The sequence below is a fragment of the Kitasatospora sp. NA04385 genome, from assembly GCF_013364235.1.
In the GTDB taxonomy this organism is placed as follows: domain Bacteria; phylum Actinomycetota; class Actinomycetes; order Streptomycetales; family Streptomycetaceae; genus Kitasatospora.
In genome coordinates this window covers 6,292,567-6,312,616 of sequence record NZ_CP054919.1, presented here as the reverse complement: position 1 = coordinate 6,312,616, position 20,050 = coordinate 6,292,567, and the positions used below count along the sequence as shown (strand labels likewise).

Annotated in this window: 1 protein-coding gene and 1 pseudogene; both read right to left on the bottom strand. The window is 73.6% G+C overall.

The window, feature by feature from the left end:
* Positions 1–25: 25 nt before the first annotated feature.
* A pseudogene (locus HUT16_RS27965) lies at positions 26–2,878 on the bottom strand (amino acid adenylation domain-containing protein); the annotation flags it as partial.
* Positions 2,875–20,010: a non-ribosomal peptide synthetase gene (locus tag HUT16_RS27960; protein WP_303392107.1), complete on the bottom strand. Its 17,136-nt coding sequence runs from the start codon at positions 20,008–20,010 to the stop codon at positions 2,875–2,877. The pseudogene HUT16_RS27965 and the gene HUT16_RS27960, both read right to left, overlap by 4 nt.
* Positions 20,011–20,050 lie beyond the last annotated feature (40 nt).

Genomic DNA, 20,050 nt, shown 5'->3' with positions numbered 1-20,050 from the left:
CCTTGCGGTCCAGCTTCCCGTTCGGCGTCAACGGCAGCGCCGCCAGCTCCACGAACACCGACGGCACCATGTACTCCGGCAGCACCGACCGCACGTACGCCCGCAGCTCCGGCACCGGCACGACACCGTGCTTCGGCACCACGTAGGCCACGATCCGCTTGTCACCGGGCCGGTCCTCACGCACCAGCACCACCGCCTGCGCCACACCCTCGAAACCGGCGACCGCCGCCTCGATCTCACCCAACTCGATCCGGAAACCACGCACCTTCACCTGGAAATCCGCCCGGCCCACGAACTCCAGCACACCCCCCGCACCCCACCGCACCAGATCACCCGTGCGATACATCCGCGAACCCCCCGGCCCGAACGGATCCGCGACGAAACGCTCCCCCGTCAGACCCGGACGGTTCAGGTACCCGCGCGCCACCCCCTCGCCCGCGATGTACAACTCACCCACCACACCCGGCACCACCAACCGCAACGCACCGTCCAGCACGTACGTGCGCATGCCGTCCAGCGGCCGGCCGATCGGCACCACCTCCGGCACCGCCCCCACCGACTCCATCGGGAACGACGTCGCGAACGTCGTCGTCTCCGTCGGACCGTAGCCGTCCACCACCGTGGTCCCGGGGCACACCTCGAGAACCCGCTTCACGGCCTCCGCGGGCACGACGTCGCCGCCGGTCCACACCTGGCGGACACCGGCGAACGCCTGCGGCGCCTCCTCCGCCACCAGACGGAACAGACCGGCCGTCATCCACAGGCCGGTGACGTCCTCCTCTTCGATCACCCGGGTCAGCGTGGCCACGTCGAGTTCGCCGGGCGGAGCGATGACCGCCGTACCACCCGACAACAACGGCACCCACACCTCGTACGTCGACGCATCGAACGCATGCGGCGAATGCACCAGCACCCGCTCATGCGCCCCACCCCCGAACGCCGAATCCGACACCAACGCCAACACATCCCCATGCGCCACCGCCACACCCTTGGGCACCCCCGACGACCCCGACGTGAACATCACATACGCCAACGCCCCCGACTCACCCACCACCCCCAAACCCTCAGCCGACCACTCCGACAAACCATCACCCACACCCACCAACACCACCTCGGCCACACCACCCGCAGCCGCCACCACCTCACCCGCCACCGACAACGAACCCGCATCCGCCAACACCACCGACGCCGCAGTCCCCGCCACCACCGACACCAACCGACCCACCGGCGCACGACCGTCCAACGGCACATACGCACCACCGGCCTTCAACACCGCCAACGTCGCCACCACCACATCCACCGAACGATCCATCAACAACGCCACCAACGACTCCGCACCCACCCCCGAAGCCACCAGACGACGCGCCAACCGATTCGACCGCGCATCCAACTCCCCGTACGAAACCTCGACACCCCCACACACCAACGCCACCGCATCCGGAGCCTCCGCCACCCGCTCCGCAAACACCCCCTGCACCGAACCCGACAACCCCACACCCACACCCACACCAGCACCCACACCAGCACCCGACGACCACTCACCCAACAACCGCCCACGCTCCGACGGCAACACCACACCCACCCGACCCACCAACACCCCGGGCCCCTCCACCAAAGCCCCCAACACCACCCGCAAACGCTGGAGCATCCCGTCGACGACGTCGCGCTCGAACAGGTCGGGGCGGTAGGAGAGCCGCAGGTGCAGCCGCTCGCCCGGGATGGCGAAGAAGGTGATCGGGTAGTGGCTGAAGTCCGTGCCGTCGTTCCCGACGACGCTCAGCCCGGTCCCGGGCAGCTTGGCGGCCTCGGAGTCGATCGGGTAGCTCTCGAAGACGGTCAGGGTGTCGAACAGCTCGCCCCGCCCCACCAGGGCCTGGATCTCCGCCAGGCCGAGGTGCTGGTGGCTCAGCAGCCGGGTCTGCTCCTCCTGGATGCGGGTGGCGAGTCCGATCAGCGACTCGTCGGGCCGCATCCGGACGCACACGGGCAGCGTGTTGAGGAACAGGCCGATCATGTTCTCGATGCCGGGGATCTCCGGCGGACGGCCGGAGACGGTCGCGCCGAAGACCACCTCGTCCTGCCCCGTCAGCCCGCCGAGCAGCACCGCCCAGGCGGCCTGGACCAGGCTGTTGACGGTGATGCCGTTGCGCCGGGCCAGCCCGGTCAGGGCCGTCGTGAACTCGGGCGTGAGATCGGTGAAGACGCGCTCCGGCGTGGTCGGGGCGGGCACCGCGTCCGCCGGCCCGAGCAGGGTCGGTCCCTCCACGTCGCCCAGGGCCGTCCGCCACGCTTCCCTGGCGGCCTCGCGGTCCCGCTTGCCGAGCCAGGCCAGGTAGTCCCGGTACGGCGTCACCCGGGGCAGCGCGGTCGCGTCGCCCCCGGTGGCGTACAGGGTGAAGAGCTCGCGCATGAGCAGGGGTACGGACCAGCCGTCCAGCAGGATGTGGTGGTTCGTCATGACGAACCGGTACAGCTCGGGCGCGAGCCTGAGCACCAGGAAGCGGACCAGCGGCGGGCGCGCCAGGTCGAAGCGGCGGCCCCGCTCCTCCTCGCACAGGCGCTTGGCCTCCGCCTCCCGCTCGCTCTCGCCGAGGGCGGAGAGGTCGACGACGCTCCACGGGACGCGGACCTTGGCGGGGACGACCTGGACGGGGTTGACGAGCCGCTCGTGGCGGAATCCCACCCGGAGGTTGGCGTGCCGGTGGATCACCGTGTCGGCCGCCCCGGCCAACCGCTCGGTGTCCAGCGGGCCGGCGAGGTCGAGGCTGAACTGGGTCGCGTACAGGTCCGGGCCCTGCTCGTCGTACAGGGCGTGGAAGAGCAGCCCCTCCTGCAGCGGCGTCAGCGGCAGCACGGCCTCGATCTTCGACTTGCTCATTCCGAGTCCCCCATGTCGTCGTTCAGGAAGTCCAGTTCGATGTCGCTCAGCCCGGCCAGGGCGAGGTCGACACCGTCGTCCGGATCGGCCGCGCCGTCCGGTTCGGTGGCCTCCGGTTCCTCCGGTTCGGTCGCGACCTCCGCCAGGGCCTCCACGGTCTTCGCCGTGAAGACGTCCTGCGGCGAGATCACGAGGCCGGCCTGCCGGGCCCGGCTCACCAGTTGGATGGAGATGATGCTGTCGCCGCCGAGCTCGAAGAAGTTGCCGTCCACGCCGACCTCCGGCAGGCCCAGCACCTCGCAGAAGATCGAGCAGAGCACCTTCTCGCGGTCGGTGCGCGGAGGCCGGCCGGCGGCCGCCGCCCCGAAGTCCGGGGCCGGCAGGGCCTTCTGGTCCAGCTTGCCGTTCGGGGTGACCGGCAGGGTGTCCAGCGGCACGAAGGCCGCCGGCACCATGTACTCGGGCAGGCGCTCGGCCAGGAACGACCGGAGGGAGCGCACCAGTGCTCCGACGTCCCGGGAGGCCGCCGGGTCGTTGGTGTAGCCGGACAGCGGCGTCCCGGGGTTCGCGGCCGGGTGGCCGAGCCGCCAGGCGCTCGGATCGGCGCCGGGTGCGGCGGACGGGTCGGTGAGGACCACGTCCATGTGGCCGACCGAGCTGCCCGACCAGGCGATGCTCACCCGGTAGCCCAGCCGGTCACCGACCGCGTACAGCTCCTCCGGGTCGACGCCGTCACGAAGGGCGTGGGCGGTCAGGACGGCCTCGGCGTCCCGGCCGGAGTCCAGCGCCCGCATCGCGGCGACCTCGCCGACGAGCCGCAGGTCCGGCACGTCCAGCAGCCGCAGGCTGCCGGGCCGGGTGCCCTCCAGGTGCGCGACGAGCTCGCCCGGGCCGGTCACGTCGGTGCCCCACCGCCACTGCGGCACCGGCTGCGGGAACCGGTCCGGCTCGACCGGCCCGGACCGCTTCTTCAGCAGCACGTCGTACCGGTGGCGGCTCAGCTCGTTGTGGTGGACGCCGCGCTTGAGCTGGACGTCGACCGACTCCAGGCCGTCGACCAGGTCCTCGATCACCGCGAAGAGCTCCGGGTCGACGAGGAGTTCCTTCTCCATCACCACGCCCTGCTCGACGCTGCGGCGGAGTGCCCCGATCCCGTCCGAGGGCTGCCAGGTGTCGAGCTTGACGGCCGTCTGGAAGGCCCGCTGCGAGCGCAGGTTGCGCAGGTCGCCCAGGAAGACGGCGCCCCCGGGCACGATCAGGTCCACGGCCTGCCGGATCACGTCGACCAGGTAGTCGGCGTTCGGGAAGTACTGGGCCACGGAGTTGACGACGACCAGGTCGAAGTACCCGGTGGGCAGGCCGTCCACGACGTGGGCGGCCTGGGCCCTGAGCTCGACCCGGTCGACCAGCTCCGGGCGGCCCTCGACCTGGCCCCGGAGCGCCTCGATCGCCTCGGCGGAGAAGTCGGTCCCCCAGTAGGTCTCGCAGTGCGGCGCGACCTTGGCCAGGATCAGCCCGCTGCCGACGCCGAGTTCGAGGACCCGTCGGGGCCGGGTCTCCAGGATGCGGTCGACGGTGGCGGCACGCCACTCCCGCATCTCCTCCAGCGGGATCTCGGTGCCGTCGTAACTGCTGTTCCAGCCCGAGAAGTTCTCGCCCCACTCGGTCACGCCGTCGTCGCCGTACTCGGCTTCGAAGATCGCCTGCCAGTCGTCGACCTGCTGCCCCTCGCGGGCCTGGTCGCGCTCCGGGGAGGCGGTCCCCTCCGGGACGACGTACCCGACCAGCTGCCGCTCTCCGGGCCGGTCCTCCCGGGCCACGACCGCCGCCCGGGCGACCTGCGGGTGCTGCCGGAGCACCGACTCGATCTCGCCGCGCTCGATCCGGAAGCCGCGGATCTTGACCTGCTCGTCGGCACGGCCGACGAACTCCAGGACGCCGTCGGTCCGCCGGCGCGCCAGGTCGCCGGTGCGGTACATCCGGGAGCCGGCCGGCCCGTACGGGTCCGCGACGAAGCGCTCCGCCGACAGGCCGGGGCGCCCCAGGTACCCGCGCGCCAGCTGGATCCCGGCGACGTACAGTTCCCCGACCACGCCCGGCAGCACCGGGGTGAGGGCCGAGTCGAGCACGTACACCCGGGTGTTCGGCAGCGGCCCGCCGATCGGCGGGAGCTGTCCCGGCACGAGCGGGGAACTCATGGTGGCGCACACGGTCGTCTCGGTGGGGCCGTAGGCGTTGATCATCCGGCGGCCGACCGCCCACCCGGCGGTCAGCTCCGCCGAGGTGGCCTCACCGGCCACCACCAGGGTGCTCACCGACGGAAGGGCGTCCGGCTCCATCACCGCGAGTGCCACCGGCGGCAGCGTCGCGTGGGTGACGCCGTGCCCGGCCACGAGTTCGGCCAGCGGCGCTCCGGGCCGCAGCCGCTCGGCGGGTGCGGTCACCAGGGTCGCTCCGGAGAGCAGGCCCATGCACAGCTCCCAGAAGGCCGCGTCGAAGCTGGGCGACGCGAACTGCAGGACCCGGCTCCGGCCGTCGACCTCGAACGCCTCGATCTGCGCGCGGGCCAGGTTGGCCACACCCGCGTGGGAGACCACCACGCCCTTGGGCCGGCCGGTCGAGCCCGACGTGTAGATGACGTACGCCGCGTTCGCGGGCGACGCCGCCGACCGGGTGGCCGCGGCACCGTCCGCCGGCGCACCGGCGATCAGGCGCAGCTCGTCCCCGCCCTCCAGGACGGCGACCCGGGCCGTCTCCGCCGCGCTCAGCCGGTCCTGGCCCGCCGCGTCGGTGATCAGCAGGGCCGGGCGGGCGTCGTCGAGCATGTAGGCGATCCGCTCGGCCGGGTACGCCGGGTCCACCGGGAGGTAGGCCGCGCCGGTCTTGAAGACGGCGAGGACGGCGACCACGAGCTCCACCGACCGGGGCAGCGCCAGGGCGACGATGCGTTCGGGGGCGGCGCCGAGGGTGGTGAGCCGGTCGGCCAGCCGGGCGGCCCGCCGGTCGAGTTCGGCGTAGCCGACCTCGACGTCCTCGTACCGCACGGCGACGCTCTGCGGGGCCTCGGCGACCCGGGCCGCGAAGAGCTCCGCGAACGTCGCCGGGACGACGTCCCGCGCGGTGTCGTTCCAGTCCACGAGGGCGCGTCGGCGCTCGGCCGGTTCGAGCACGTCCAGCCCGCCGAGCCGACGGTCCGGGTCCGCCGCCACCGTGCGGAGCAGGCGCCCGAGGCGTCGTGCCAGCGCGTCGACGGTCGGCTGGTCGAACAGGTCCGTGCTGAACTCGATGAAGCCGTCCAGGCCGTCCGCGGTCCCGTCCGCGGCGTACCGTTCGCGGAAGCTGAACAGCAGGTCGAACCGGGCGACCTTCATGCCGATCTGTTCCCGGACGGTGACCAGCCCGGGCAGTTCCCAGCGCTCCTCGGCGACGTTCTCCAGGCCCAGCGCGACCTGGAAGAGCGGGTTCCGGGAGCTGGTCCGGTCGGGGTTGACGACCTCGACCAGGCGCTCGAACGGCAGGTCCTGGCGCGCGTAGGCCGCCAGGTCGGTGCTCCGCACCCGGTTCAGCAGTTCGCGGAAGGTCGGGTTCCCGGAGGTGTCGGTCCGCAGGACCAGGGTGTTGACGAAGAAGCCGACCAGGTCGTTCAGGGCCTCGTCGGTGCGTCCGGCGATCGCGGTTCCGATCGGGATGTCCGTGCTCCCGCCGAGGCGGCTCAGCAGGCCGGCCAGTGCGGCCTGCAGGACCATGAACAGGCTGGCACCGCTCTCCCGGGCCAGGGCGACCAGCGCGCGGTGCACCTCCGGGTCGATCCGGTGGAGGACCGCTCCGCCCCGGAAGCTCGACACGGCGGGCCGGGGCCGGTCCGTCGGCAGCTCCAACTCGTCCGGGATTCCGGCGAGTTCCTTCGTCCAGTAGGCCAGCTGCGCGGCCAGCGCGCTGTCCGGGTCGTCCTCGTCGCCGAGTTCCCCCTGCTGCCAGAGCGTGTAGTCCACGTACTGCACCGGCAGCGGGGCCCAGGCCGGGGCCCCGCCCGCGGTGCGGGCGGCGTAGGCCGTCGCGAGGTCGTTCGCCAGCGGCGCCATCGACCAGCCGTCACCGGCGATGTGGTGCAGCACCAGCAGCAGCACGTGCTCCCGCTCGCCCAGGGCGAAGAGGTGCGCCCGCAGCGGGGGCACCCGCTCCAGGTCGAAGCCCTGCGCGGCAGCCGCGGCGACCTGGGCCTCCAGGGTCTCCTCGGTGGCGTCCACCACCCGGAGCGTCGGAACGGCCTCCTGCGCCGCCAGCACCTGCTGGGACGGAATGCCGTCGGTCTCGGGGAACACGGTGCGCAGGCTCTCGTGCCGCTCCACCACGTCCGCCAGCGCCGCCTGCAGGGCAGCCCGGTCCAGCTCGCCCGACAGCCGCATCGCCAACGGCATGTTGTAGGTCGCGCTCTGGCCGTCGAAGCGGTTGATGAACCACAGCCGGCGCTGGGCGAACGACAGCGGCACCCGCTCCGGACGCTCCACCGGCACCAACGCCGCCCGAGCCCCGTCCGCATCACCGATCCGCGCCGCCAGACCCGCCACCGTCGGCGCCTCGAACACCGCCCGGATCGGCACCTCCACCCCGAACACCGAACGCACCCGAGACACCAGACGCGTCGCCAGCAGCGAATGACCACCCAGCTCGAAGAAACCGTCGTCGACACCGACGCCGTCGACCCCCAGCACCTCGGTGAAGAGGCTGCACAGGATCTCCTCCTGCGGCGTGCGCGGTGCCCGGCCCTCGGTCGTGCCGGTGGTGTCGGGAACGGGCAGCGCCTTGCGGTCCAGCTTCCCGTTCGGCGTCAACGGCAGCGCCGCCAACTCCACGAACACCGACGGCACCATGTACTCCGGCAGCACCGACCGCACGTACGCCCGCAGCTCCGGCACCGGCACCGGCACCGGCACCGGCACGACACCGTGCTTCGGCACCACGTAGGCCACGATCCGCTTGTCACCGGGCCGGTCCTCACGCACCAGCACCACGGCCTGCGCCACCGATTCGTGCGCACCGAGGGCGCTCTCGATCTCGCCCAGCTCGATCCGGAAGCCGCGCACCTTCACCTGGAAGTCCGCCCGGCCCACGAACTCCAGCACACCTCCCGCACCCCACCGCACCAGGTCACCCGTGCGGTACATCCGGGAGCCGGAAGGGCCGAACGGGTCGGCGATGAAACGCTCCCCCGTCAGACCAGGACGCCCCAGATACCCGCGCGCCACCCCCTCACCCGCGATGTACAACTCACCCACCACACCCGGCACCACCAACCGCAACGCACCGTCCAGCACGTACGTGCGCATGCCGTCCAGCGGCCGGCCGATCGGCACCACCTCCGGCACCGCCCCCACCGACTCCATCGGGAACGACGTCGCGAACGTCGTCGTCTCCGTCGGACCGTACACATCGACGACGACGGTCTGCGGGCATGCTTCCAGCACGCGGCGCAGCCCTTCGGCGGGCACCGCGTCGCCGCCGGTCCACACCTGGCGGACGCCGGCGAACGCCTGCGGCGCCTCCTCCGCCACCAGGCGGAACAGACCGGTGGTCATGAACAGTGCGGTCACCCGCTCCTGGGCCAGGGTCCGTTCGATCGTGGCCACGTCGAGTTCGCCGGGCGGGGCGATGACCGCCGTACCACCCGACAGCAACGGCACCCACACCTCGTACGTCGACGCGTCGAACGCATGCGGCGAATGCACCAGCACCCGCTCATGCGCCCCACCCCCGAACGCCGAATCCGACACCAACGCCAACACATCCCCATGCGCCACCGCCACACCCTTGGGCACCCCCGACGACCCCGACGTGAACATCACATACGCCAACGCCCCCGACTCACCCACCACCCCCAAACCCTCAGCCGACCACTCCGACAAACCATCACCCACACCCACCAACACCACCTCGGCCACACCACCCGCAGCCGCCACCACCTCACCCGCCACCGACAACGAACCCGCATCCGCCAACACCACCGACGCCGCAGTCCCCGCCACCACCGACACCAACCGACCCACCGGCGCACGACCGTCCAACGGCACATACGCACCACCGGCCTTCAACACCGCCAACGTCGCCACCACCACATCCACCGAACGATCCATCAACAACGCCACCAACGACTCCGCACCCACCCCCGAAGCCACCAGACGACGCGCCAACCGATTCGACCGCGCATCCAACTCCCCGTACGAAACCTCGACACCCCCACACACCAACGCCACCGCATCCGGAGCCTCCGCCACCCGCTCCGCAAACACCCCCTGCACCGAACCCGACAACCCCACACCCACACCCACACCAGCACCCGACGACCACTCACCCAACAACCGCCCACGCTCCGACGGCAACACCACACCCACCCGACCCACCAACACCCCAGGCCCCTCCACCAAAGCCCCCAACACCACCCGCAAACGCTCGGCCATCAGTTCGGCGGCCGGCCTGGCGAGGAGGTCGGGGCGGAAGTCGAGGTACAGCTTCAGCCGGGCGCCGGGAAGCACGATCAGCGACGCCGTGTAGTGCGTGCCGTCCACCACCGCGACGTCGGTCACCCGCAGGTCCGTCCCGGGCAGCCGGAGGACCTCGGGGTCGAGCGGGTAGTTCTCGAAGACGAGGAGGGTGTCGAACAGCTCGCCCTGCCCGGCCGCCCGCTGGATGTCGGTCAGGCCGACGTGCTGGTGGTCCATCACCAGCAGCTGGCGGCCCTGCAGCTCCGCCATGACCTGCGACAGCGGCTTCTCCGGGCTCAGGTCCACCCGGACCGGAACGGTGTTGATGAAGAGCCCGATCATCTCCTCGACACCGGCGACCTCCGGCGGACGGCCGGAGACGGTCGTGCCGAAGACCACGTCGTCCCGCCCGGTCAGCCCGCCGAGCAGGATGCCCCAGGCGGTCTGGAGCACGGTGTTCAGCGTCAGCCCGCGCTCACGGGCGGTCCGGGTCAGCCGGTCGGTGAGGTCCTCCGGCAGCTCCAGGACGATCCGGTCGGGGCTCTGCGCCCGCCGGTCGGCGCCGCCGGGTGCCAGCAGGGTCGGCTCCTCCAGCCCGGCCAGCACCTCGCGCCAGGCGGTCTCGGAGGCGGACCGGTCCTGGCGTCCCAGCCAGGCCAGATAGTCCTTGTACTCGGCGGCGGGGGCGAGGTCGCCCTCGGCGCCCCGCGCGGCGTACAGCGCGAAGAGCTCGCGCACCAGGAGCGGCATCGACCAGCCGTCCAGCAGGATGTGGTGGTTCGTCAGCAGGAACCGGTACCGGTCGGCGCCGAGCTTCACGAGCGTGAAGCGGAGCAGGAGCGGGACGGAGACGTCGAAGCGCCGTGCCCGTGCCCCGGCCGTGATGCGGGCCAGTTCGGCCTCCCGGGCCGCCGGGTCGAGCCCGGAGAGGTCGTGCTCCTCCCACTCCGGTTCCGACGCCGCGGGGATCACCTGGACCGGGTGCTCCAGGCCCTCGTGCCGGAAGGCCGCCCGGAGGTTGGGCCGGCGGGCCAGCAGCGCCCGCGCCGCCTCCCTGAGCCCGGCCGACGAGACCTGCCCGGTGAGGTCGAGCCGCAGCTGCACGTTGTAGACGTCGTCGCCCTCGTCGTCGTACAGGGCGTGGAAGAGCAGCCCCTCCTGCAGCGGGGCCAGCGGCAGCACGTCGGCGAGGTCCGGCAGGTCGGCCCGGAGCCGGTCGACCTCGGCCTGGCCGAGGTCGACCAGCGGCAGGGCGGCCGGGGTCAGCGCGGAGGGGTCGGCGTCGGCCGCGAAGGCGATCAGTGCCCGCAGCGCCGAGAACCAGCCCTCGGCGAGCTCGCGGACGTCCGCCTCGGTGAACAGGGCGTCGGGCCACGTCCAGGTGGCGGTGAGCAGCGGCCCCCGGGCGCCGTCCTCGGCGAGCGCGGTGAGCTCCAGCGGGTGGTCGAACGGCATCGCCGGGTCGCCGCTGCCGCCGAGCGCGCCGTCCTGCGCGTCCGCCGCCCAGCCGGAGGGGCCGAAGACCTCGTTCGCGGAGAAGCGGCCCAGGTAGTTGAAGCCGATCTGGGGCTTGCCGAGGCCGGCGAGCACCGGTGCGGTCTGCGGGTTCAGGTGCCGCAGCAGCCCGTAGCCGAGGCCGTTCTGCGGCACCGCCCGCAGCTGGTCCCGCACCTGTGCGAGCGCCCGGCCGAGCGCCGCACCGCCGCCCGACAGCGCGGTGCCGTCGATCGCCCCCGGGTCCACCCGGACCGGGAACCTGCTGGTGAACCAGCCCACCGTGCGCGACAGGTCGGCGCCGGCGACGGCCTCCTCCTCGCGCCCGTGGCCTTCCAGGTCGACCAGGACGCCGCTGTCCTCGCCCAGGCCGCGGCGGCGGCGCCAGGTGCCCACCGCGAGCGCCAGACCGGTCAGCAGGACGTCGTTGATCCGCCCGTGGCACGCCGCCGGCACCTTGGTCAGCAGGGCCGCCGTCTCGTCGGCGTCCAGGCTCAGGCGCAGGCTGCGGGCGGTCGCGGCGGTGTCGCGCGCCGGCTGGAGCGGCCGGCCGGCGAGCGGCACGTCGGCACCCCCGAGCATCCCGGTCCAGACCGGGATCTCCTCGTAGCGGGCCGGGTCCTGGGCCAGCCGGGCCAGCTCCGTCGCCCAGGTGCGGAACGAGGTTCCCACCGGGTCGAGTTCGGGCGTGCGCTCCTGCGCGACCGCGTGCCAGGCCGCGGCGAGGTCGGGCAGCAGGATGCGCCAGGACACGCCGTCGACCACCAGGTGGTGCAGCACGAGCAGCAGTCGGCCGGGCTCGTCCCCGGCGTCGAACCAGACGGCCTGGACGGTGGTCCCGGCCTCGGGCGACAGCCGGCCGCGGGCCGCCCCGGTGTGCTCCGCGATCGTGGTGCGCAGCCGGTCCTCCGGGAGGCCGGCCACGTCCACCCGCCGGATCAACCCGTCGGCCCGCAGCGTGCCCCGGGGCGTGACCTCGAGGCCCCACACGAAGCCCCCCACCCGTGACAGCCGCATGCGCAGCGCGTCGTGGTGGTCCAGGACGGCCTGCAGCGCGTCCGCCAGCCGCTCGGCGCCGAGCCGGGCCGGCACGACCAGCAGCGCGGACTGGCTGTAGCCGTCGATCGGGGCGCCCTGGTCGCGCAGCGCGTGCACCACCGGGGGAAGGGGGACGGTGCCGGTCCCGTCGTCGGCCGCGCCGCTCTCCTGCGAGTCCCGCACGTCGTCCCCCATCGCCGCCAGCGCCTCCACCGTCTTGTGTTCGAATACGTTCCGCGGGGTGAGTGCCAGGCCCGCCCGGCGGGCCCGGGAGACCACCTGGATCGAGACGATGCTGTCCCCGCCCAGGGCGAAGAAGTCGTCGTCGAGGCCCACCCGCGGCAGGCCCAGCACCTCGGCGAAGATCCCGGCGAGGAGCTGCTCGCGCGGTGTCCGCGCCTCCCGGCCGTCCCGGGCCGCCGCTCCCGCGGCGGGGGCCGGCAGGGCACGGCGGTCCAGCTTGCCGTTCCCGGTCAGCGGGAGGGCGTCCAGCAGGACCACGGCCGACGGCACCATGTACGCGGGGAGCGTCCGTCCGGCGTGCTCCCGCAGCTCCGCCGGGTCGGGCCGCCGGTGGGCGGCCGGGACGACGTAGCCGACCAGGCGCTTGCCGCCCGGACCGTCCTCCCGGTCGATCACCGCGACGTGGGCCACGTCCGGGTGGGCGGCCAGCACCGCCTCGATCTCGCCCAGCTCGATCCGGTAGCCGCGCACCTTGACCTGTTCGTCGACCCGGCCCAGGTACTCGAGCCGGCCGTCGCCGCTCCACCGGGCGACGTCACCGGTGCGGTACATCCGGGTGCCCGGGTCGCCGAACGGGTCGGCGACGAACCGCTGCGCCGACAGGTCCGGCCGGTTGAGGTAGCCGCGGGCCAGCTGGGACCCGGCGATGTAGAGCTCGCCGGGCGCTCCGGCCGGCACCGGGTGCAGGCCGCGGTCGAGGACGTAGATCCGGGTGTTCCAGACCGGCCGGCCGATCGGCACCGGTCCGGCGGGGACGTCGTCGGCCGGGCCCACCACGTGGACGACGCAGCCGACGGCGGCCTCGGTCGGGCCGTACTCGTTGACGACGGTGGCCCCGGGGCGGCTGTCGCGCCACTCGGCCAGCACCTCTCCGCGCAGCTGTTCGCCGCCGACGACCAGTTCCCCGGTGGGCGAGAACCGCTCCGGCAGCGTGCTCAGCAGCGCGAGGTGGCTCGGCGTCACCTTGAGGAAGCCGGTGCGCTCCGCGCCCGTCTCCGGCCCGGCCGCCCGGCCGTCCTCCTCCTCCAGCGACGCGATCTCGACGCAGCCGCCGAGCGTGAGCGGCCCGTGGAGCGCGGTCACCGTGAGGTCGAAGGACACCGGCGAGTGCAGCAGCGACCGGTCGGCCAGGCTCGGGTACGCCTCCCGCGCCCACTGCACGTACGCGCTCATGGCCCGGTGGTGGACCACGACGCCCTTGGGGCGGCCGGTCGAACCCGAGGTGTGGATCACGTACGCGGGGTGGAGCGTGGAGAACGGGCTCAGCCGCTCGTCGTCCTCCAGGCCGTGCTCCGCGGCCGCGGCCAGTGCGGCCCGGACACCGGGCTGGTCGAGCAGCAGCCGCGGGGTGGCGTCGTCCGCCGGGAGCCCGGAGGCGGACGCCGTGTCGCTGACCACGAGCACCGGGCGCGCGTCGGAGAGCAGGTAGGAGATCCGGTCGGCGGGGTGGCTCAGCTCGATCGGCACGTAGGCCGCACCGGTCTTGAGCACGGCCAGCGCCGCGACCACCAGGTCCGCACCGCGCGGCAGCGCCAGGGCGACGAACCGTTCGGCACCGGCACCGCGGTCGACCAGTGCGCGGGCGAGCCGGTTGGCCCGCCGGTCCAGTTCGGCGTAGGTCAGCTCGTCCGCGCCGTCCTTGACCGCGACGGCGCCCGGGGTCCGGGCCGCCTGCGCCTCGACGAGGTGGAAGACGGCGACGTCGGGGACCTCGCGCCGGGTGTCGTTCCACTCGGTCAGCAGCCGGTGGCGCTCCTCCGGCAGCAGCGCGTCCAGGTCCGCGACCCGGCGGTCCGGGTCGGCCACCACGGCCTCGACGAGTCGGCGCAGGCGCGCGGCCAGCCGGTCGGTCTCCGCGGGGGACAGCAGCTCGGGGCGGTAGCCGAACCGGAGCCTGAGCCGGGTGCCCGGGATCACCGTCAGGGTGAGCGGGTAGTGCGTGGCGTCCCGCCCGTCCACGTCGGTGACCCGGATCCGGCCGGAGGGCGAGCGCAGCGCGTCGTAGCCCTCGGGGTAGTTCTCGAAGACCGCGAGCGTGTCGAAGAGCTCGCCGGTACCCGCGGCCTTGAATATCTCGGCGAGCCCGAGGTGGTGGTGGTCCATCAGGTCGGACTGCTCGTCCTGCACGCGGGTGAGCAGTTCGAGGACGGTCTCGTGCTCCGCCAGGCGCACCCGCACCGGCACGGTGTTGATGAACAGGCCGGGAGTCGACCAGATGCCGGGCAGCTGTGCCGGGCGGCCGGAGACGGTCGCGCCGAAGACCACGTCGTCGCGGCCGGTGAGCCGGCCGAGCAGGACGGCCCAGAGTCCCTGGACGACGGTGTTGAGGGTGAGCCCGGTCCGCCGGGCGGTGGCGGTCAGGTCCGCGCTCAGCTGCTCCGGGAGCTCGACCATCAGGTGCTCGGGGTCGACCGGGTCGCCGGTGGCCTCCGCGGTGACCAGCAGCGTGGGCTCCTCGACACCCGCCAGGCTCGCCCGCCACGCCTCCTCGGCGGCCGCGCGGTCCTGCTCGCCGAGCCAGGCGAGGTAGTCCCGGTACGGGGTGACGGCGCGCAGGCCGGCGGTGTCGCCGTCCTGGTCGTGGAGGGCCAGCAGGTCCTGCACGAGGGCCGGCATGGACCAGCCGTCCAGGATCAGGTGGTGGTTGGTCAGCAGCAGCAGGTGGCGGTCGGCGGCGAGGCGGACGACCGTGCCGCGCAGGAGCGGTGCCTGCGCCGGGTCGAAGCGCCGCGTCCGGTCGGCGGCCACGATCCGGTCGACCTCGGCCTTCGCCGCGGTCGGGGCGAGGCCGCTGAGGTCGATCTCCTCCCAGGGGAGTTCGACGTCCCCGTGGACGACCTGCACGGGCCGGTCCAGTCCGAGGTGCCGGAAGGAGGCCCGGAGGTTGGGGTGGCGCCGCAGCAGGGCCCGGGCCGCGTTCCGCAGCGCGGCGCGGTCCAGGTCCCCGGACAGCTCGAAGAAGAACTGGACCAGGTAGACGTCGGGGCCCTGCTCGTCGAACAGCGTGTGGAACAGCAGCCCGTCCTGGAGCGGGGAGAGCGGCAGGACGTCCACCAGGTCGGGGCAGTCCTCCTCCAGGAGGTCGACCTCGGCCTGGGTCAGCGGCACCAGCGGCAGGTCGGAGGGGGTGCGGCCGCCGGTGCCGGGCTCGTCGGCGTGGGCGACCAGCGCGCCCAGCAGGGAGAACCAGGCGTCGGCCAGTTCCCGGACCTCGGCTTCGGACAGCAGCCCGGCCGGCCACGACCAGTGGGCCACCAGGTGCGGCCCGTCCGGGCGGTCCTCGGTCAGGGCGTTGAGTTCGAGCGCGTGCGCGCTGGCGAGACCGGCGTCGCCGCCGGCGCCGAGCGCGGCGCTGCCGGCCGCCACGCCCCAGTCCGCCGCCTCGGCCGCGCCCGGGACGGCGAACCGCCCGAGGTAGTTGAATCCCAGCTGGGGCCGGGCCGCAGCGGCCAGTTCGGGGCCGGCCTGCGGGTCGAGGTGGCGGAGCAGGCCGTGGCCGAGGCCGCCCTCCGGTACCGCGCGCAGCTGCTCCTTGACCCGCTTCAGGGCGGCGCCGAGGTCGGCGTCCTCCAGGGGCGCGCCGGGGTCGAGCCGGACGGGGTACAGCGAGGTGAACCAGCCGACGGTGCGCGAGAGGTCCATGCCGTCGGGGGTCCGGTCGCGTCCGTGGCCTTCGAGGTCCAGCAGCACGCCCGAGCCGTCGCCGAGCCCGCGCTCGCCGCGCCACCGGGCGACGGCGACCGCGAAGGCGGTCAGGAGCACGTCGTTGACCTGGGCGTGGAACGCCGCCGGCACCCGGGTGAGCAGGGCCTCGGTCGGCCCGGCCGGCAGGGTCAGGGCGAGCGACGCGACCGTGTCCGCGGTGTCCCGCCGCGGGTCCAGCCGGCGTGCGGTCAGGAGCGGGTCCGGGCCGGCGAGCGTCTCCCGCCAGTAGGCGAGTTGGTCGGCCTTCAGCCGCGGGTCCCCGGCCGTCGCGTGCAGGTGCCGGGCCCAGCTGCGCAGCGAGGTGACCACCGGCGGGAGCTCGGGAGCGCGTCCGGCGGTGACGGCCGTCCACGCGGCCTTCAGGTCCGGCAGGATGATCCGCCAGGAGACGCCGTCGACCACCAGGTGGTGCAGGACGAGCAGCAGACGGCCGGGCTCGTCCCCGGCCTCGAACCAGACGGCGCGCACCATGGCGCCCCGACCGGGAGCGAGCGCCGCCCGGGCCTGCCGGGTCTGCTCGGCGACGGCGTCCGCCAGGGCCCGGTCGTCGAGTCCGGTGGCGTCGACGCGCCGCAGGGCGTCCTCGGCGCGGACGGTGCCGCGCTGCGGGACGGACTGCTCCCACTGCCCGTCCTCGGTGCGGACCAGCCGCGAGCGGAGCCCGTCGTGGTGGTCGAGCACGGCCTGCAGCGCGCCCAGCAGGTCCGTCTCCCGCAGCGCGGCCGGTACCCGCAGCAGCACGGACTGGTGGAAGGCGTCGATCGGTCCGCCGCGTTCCAGGAGCCAGTGGGTGATCGGGAGCAGCGGGACCACGCCGGTACCGGCCTCGGCGTCCTCCGTCGGCCGGTTCTGCACGGCCACCGCGGCCTCGGCCAGCGCTTCGACCGTCTTGCACCGGAAGACGTCCCGGGGCGTGATCAGCAGACCCGCCGCCCGGGCTTGGCCGACCAGTTGGATCGAGACGATGCTGTCCCCGCCGAGGTCGAAGAAGCTCTGGTCGGCGGCGACCGCCTCCAGGCCCAGGACGGCGGCGAAGAGGCCGCACAGCAGGTGCTCGCGCTCGGTGCGCGGGGCCCGCCCGGAGCCGGCGGGGGCGAACTCGGGTTCCGGCAGGGCCTTGCGGTCGAGCTTGCCGTTGGCGGTCAGCGGTATGGCGGGGAGCACCACGACGGTGCTGGGCACCATGTGGTCGGGCAGCGAGTCGGCGAGCGTGCTCCGGACCGCCGCGGGGTCGAGCGCCGCGTCCGGGGCCGGTGCGGCGTACCCGACGAGCCGCTTCTCGCCCCGGCGGTCCTCCCGTACGACGACGGCGGCCTGGGCCACGCCCGGGACGGCGGCGAGGGCCGCCTCGATCTCGCCGAGCTCGATGCGGAAGCCGCGGATCTTGACCTGGTCGTCCGCGCGTCCGAGGTACTCCAGCCGGCCGTCGGCGGCGCGCCGGGCGAGGTCGCCGGTGCGGTACATGCGCTCCCCGGGCGCCCCGAAGGGGTCCGCGACGAAGCGGGTCGAGCTCAGGTCGGGGCGGCCGAGGTAGCCGTGGGCGAGGCCCGCGCCGGAGACGTACATCTCGCCCGGGACCCCCGGCGGCATCGGGCGCAGCGCGTCGTCGAGCACGTGGACCCGGAGGTCCGGGATGGCGACGCCGATGTGGCTGCCGGCCGCGGCGGCGGCGCTGCGGCGGTCCAGGGCGAGGTGGCTGACGTGCACGGTGGTCTCGGTGATGCCGTACATGTTCACCAGCACCGGCGCGTCGTCCGGGTGGCGCTCGTACCAGCCTTCGAGGCGCCCGAGGTCGAGCGCCTCGCCGCCGAACACGACGGTGCGCAGGGCGAGTTCGCGGCCGACCTCGGGATCGTCCCGGTCGGCCTGGACCAGCTGGTAGAAGGCGGAGGGCGTCTGGTTGAGGACGGTCACGCGCTCGGCGCGGAGCAGTTCGAGGAAGTCCCGGGGGGACCGGCTGACGGCGTGCGGGACCACGACGAGGCGGCCCCCGTGGAGCAGCGGGCCCCATATCTCCCAGACCGAGAAGTCGAAGGCGTAGGAGTGGAACATGGTCCACACGTCGTCCGGCCCGAACTCGAACCAGTGGCGGGTCGATTCGAACAGCCGGACCACGTTGCCGTGCGGGACGAGGACGCCCTTCGGGGTCCCGGTGGATCCCGACGTGTAGATCACGTAGGCGGGGGCGTCGGCCCGCAGCGCGGTCGCGGCCCGGGCGCCGGCGAGGTCACGGCCGTCCAGCCGGTCGAGCGCCTCGCGGGTCGCCGGGTCGTCGAGCTCCAGCCGGCGGACCTCGTCGTCGTGCGCGAAGGGCAGGCGTTCGGCGGTCCCGGAGCGGGTGACCACGACCACCGGGCGCGCGTCGGAGACCATGAAGGCGAGCCGGTCGGCCGGGTAGTCCGGGTCGAGCGGGAGGTAGGCGGCGCCGGTCTTGAGCACGGCCAGGACCGCGACGATCATCTCCGCGGACCGGGGCAGTGCCAGGGCGACCAGGCGGCCGGGCCCCGCTCCCCGGTCGAGCAGGTGCAGGGCGAGCCGGTTCGCGCGCTCGTCGAGCTCGGCGTAGGTGAGCCGGGCGTCCTCGGCAACGACGGCCACGGCCTCCGGCGTCCTGGCGGCCTGTGCCTCGACCAGCTCGACGACGGTGCGCCGCTCGGGGACCGCCGGGGCGGCGGTCCGGTGCTCGGGCGCGGTGTCGTGCTCGCGCTCGGTGAGCAGGGCGATCCGGCCGAGCGGCCGGTCCCCGCCGCCGTCGGCCAGCGCGGTGAGGAGGGCGAGGAACCGCTCCTGGTGGAGTTCGAGCTCCTCCGCGGTGTAGACGTCCGGGTTGGCGTCGAAGTCGATCTGCAGGCCGGCGCCGTCGGCCCGGTCGTACACGACCACGGACAGGTCCTCGGTGGGCCCGATCGAGAGGTTGTGCACCGTCGCGGGATGTCCGCCGAAATCCAGATCGTAGTCGAACATCATGACGTTGACCTGGGGGCCGACGAGGCGCTCGTCGGCGTCCTGCAGGTTGAGGTCGTGCCGCATGTCCTCGTAGCGGTAGCGCTGGTGGCGCAGGACGGAGCGCAATTCCGCGGCGACCGATTCCAGCAGGCCGGAAACCGTCATCTGCGGACGTACCGCGATCCGGAGCGGCAGGACGTTCGAGACCATTCCGGGGACGGCCATCCTGGTCCGGCCGAGGCGGGTCGTGACGGGGAGGCCGAGCACCACTTCCGGTACCCCGGTCAGCCGCTGGAGGTAGGCGGCGGTCGCCGCGATCGGGAGGACCGGCCACGCGGTGCCGGCCTCGCGGGCGAGTTCGTGCAGGGCGGCCGTCTCGTCCCGGGGCAGCATCGAGGTGCGCCGGACCAGGCCGCGGGCGGGCCGGGGCGGCCGGGGCGAGAGGGCGACCGGCTCGGGGCGGTCCGCCAGCCGCCGCGCCCAGAAGTCCGCGTCCCGGGCGTACCGCTCGGAGGCCCGGTAGGCCGCCTCGTCCTCGATCAGTTCCGGCAGGCGGCCGAACGTGCCGGCGCCGGGTTCGGCCCCGGCGACCAGCGCCGTGTAGACCTCGGCGACCCGGCGGGCGATGCGCGCCACCGTGTACCCGTCGACCACGACGTGGTGGTAGCGGTGGAACCAGAGGTGGCGCTCGTCGCCGACCCGGAACAGCGCGAAGCGGAAGAGCGGTCCGCGCATCGGGTCGACCGGTTCGGCGAGGTCCGCACGCATCCACTCCTCGGCGGCGCGGTCGGGGTCCGGCTCGTCCCGCAGGTCCGCCGTGTGCACCGACCACGCCGGGTCCGGATCGACGACCTGCCAGAGCCGACCGTCCTCCTCCACCAGGCGGACCCGCAGCGCGTCCGTCTCCGCGACCGTCCGGCCCAGCGCCGCCTCGAACAGCGCGGCATCGACGGCACCGTGGATTTCCAGGTATTCACCGGCGCTGTACACGGGATTGTCCGGCATCAGATTCTGGGCGAACCAGATGCCGGACTGCGCGGTGGTCAGCGGAAGACGAACGAGCCTGTGGTCATGCACAGTTGTTAACCCTCTGTCGAATGGAGGTCGGCACTCACCCGGAACGGCAACCGGAATCCTCGGCGATTGCGGCGGCCACCGGCGCGCGGGGTCCTGGAAACCTCCGGCCACCCTTCCACCGGGGTCCGCGCGGGCCAAGGGCGACTGCATGAAACTGCCACCGGCCCGGGCCGCCGGTCGGCGCGGGCAG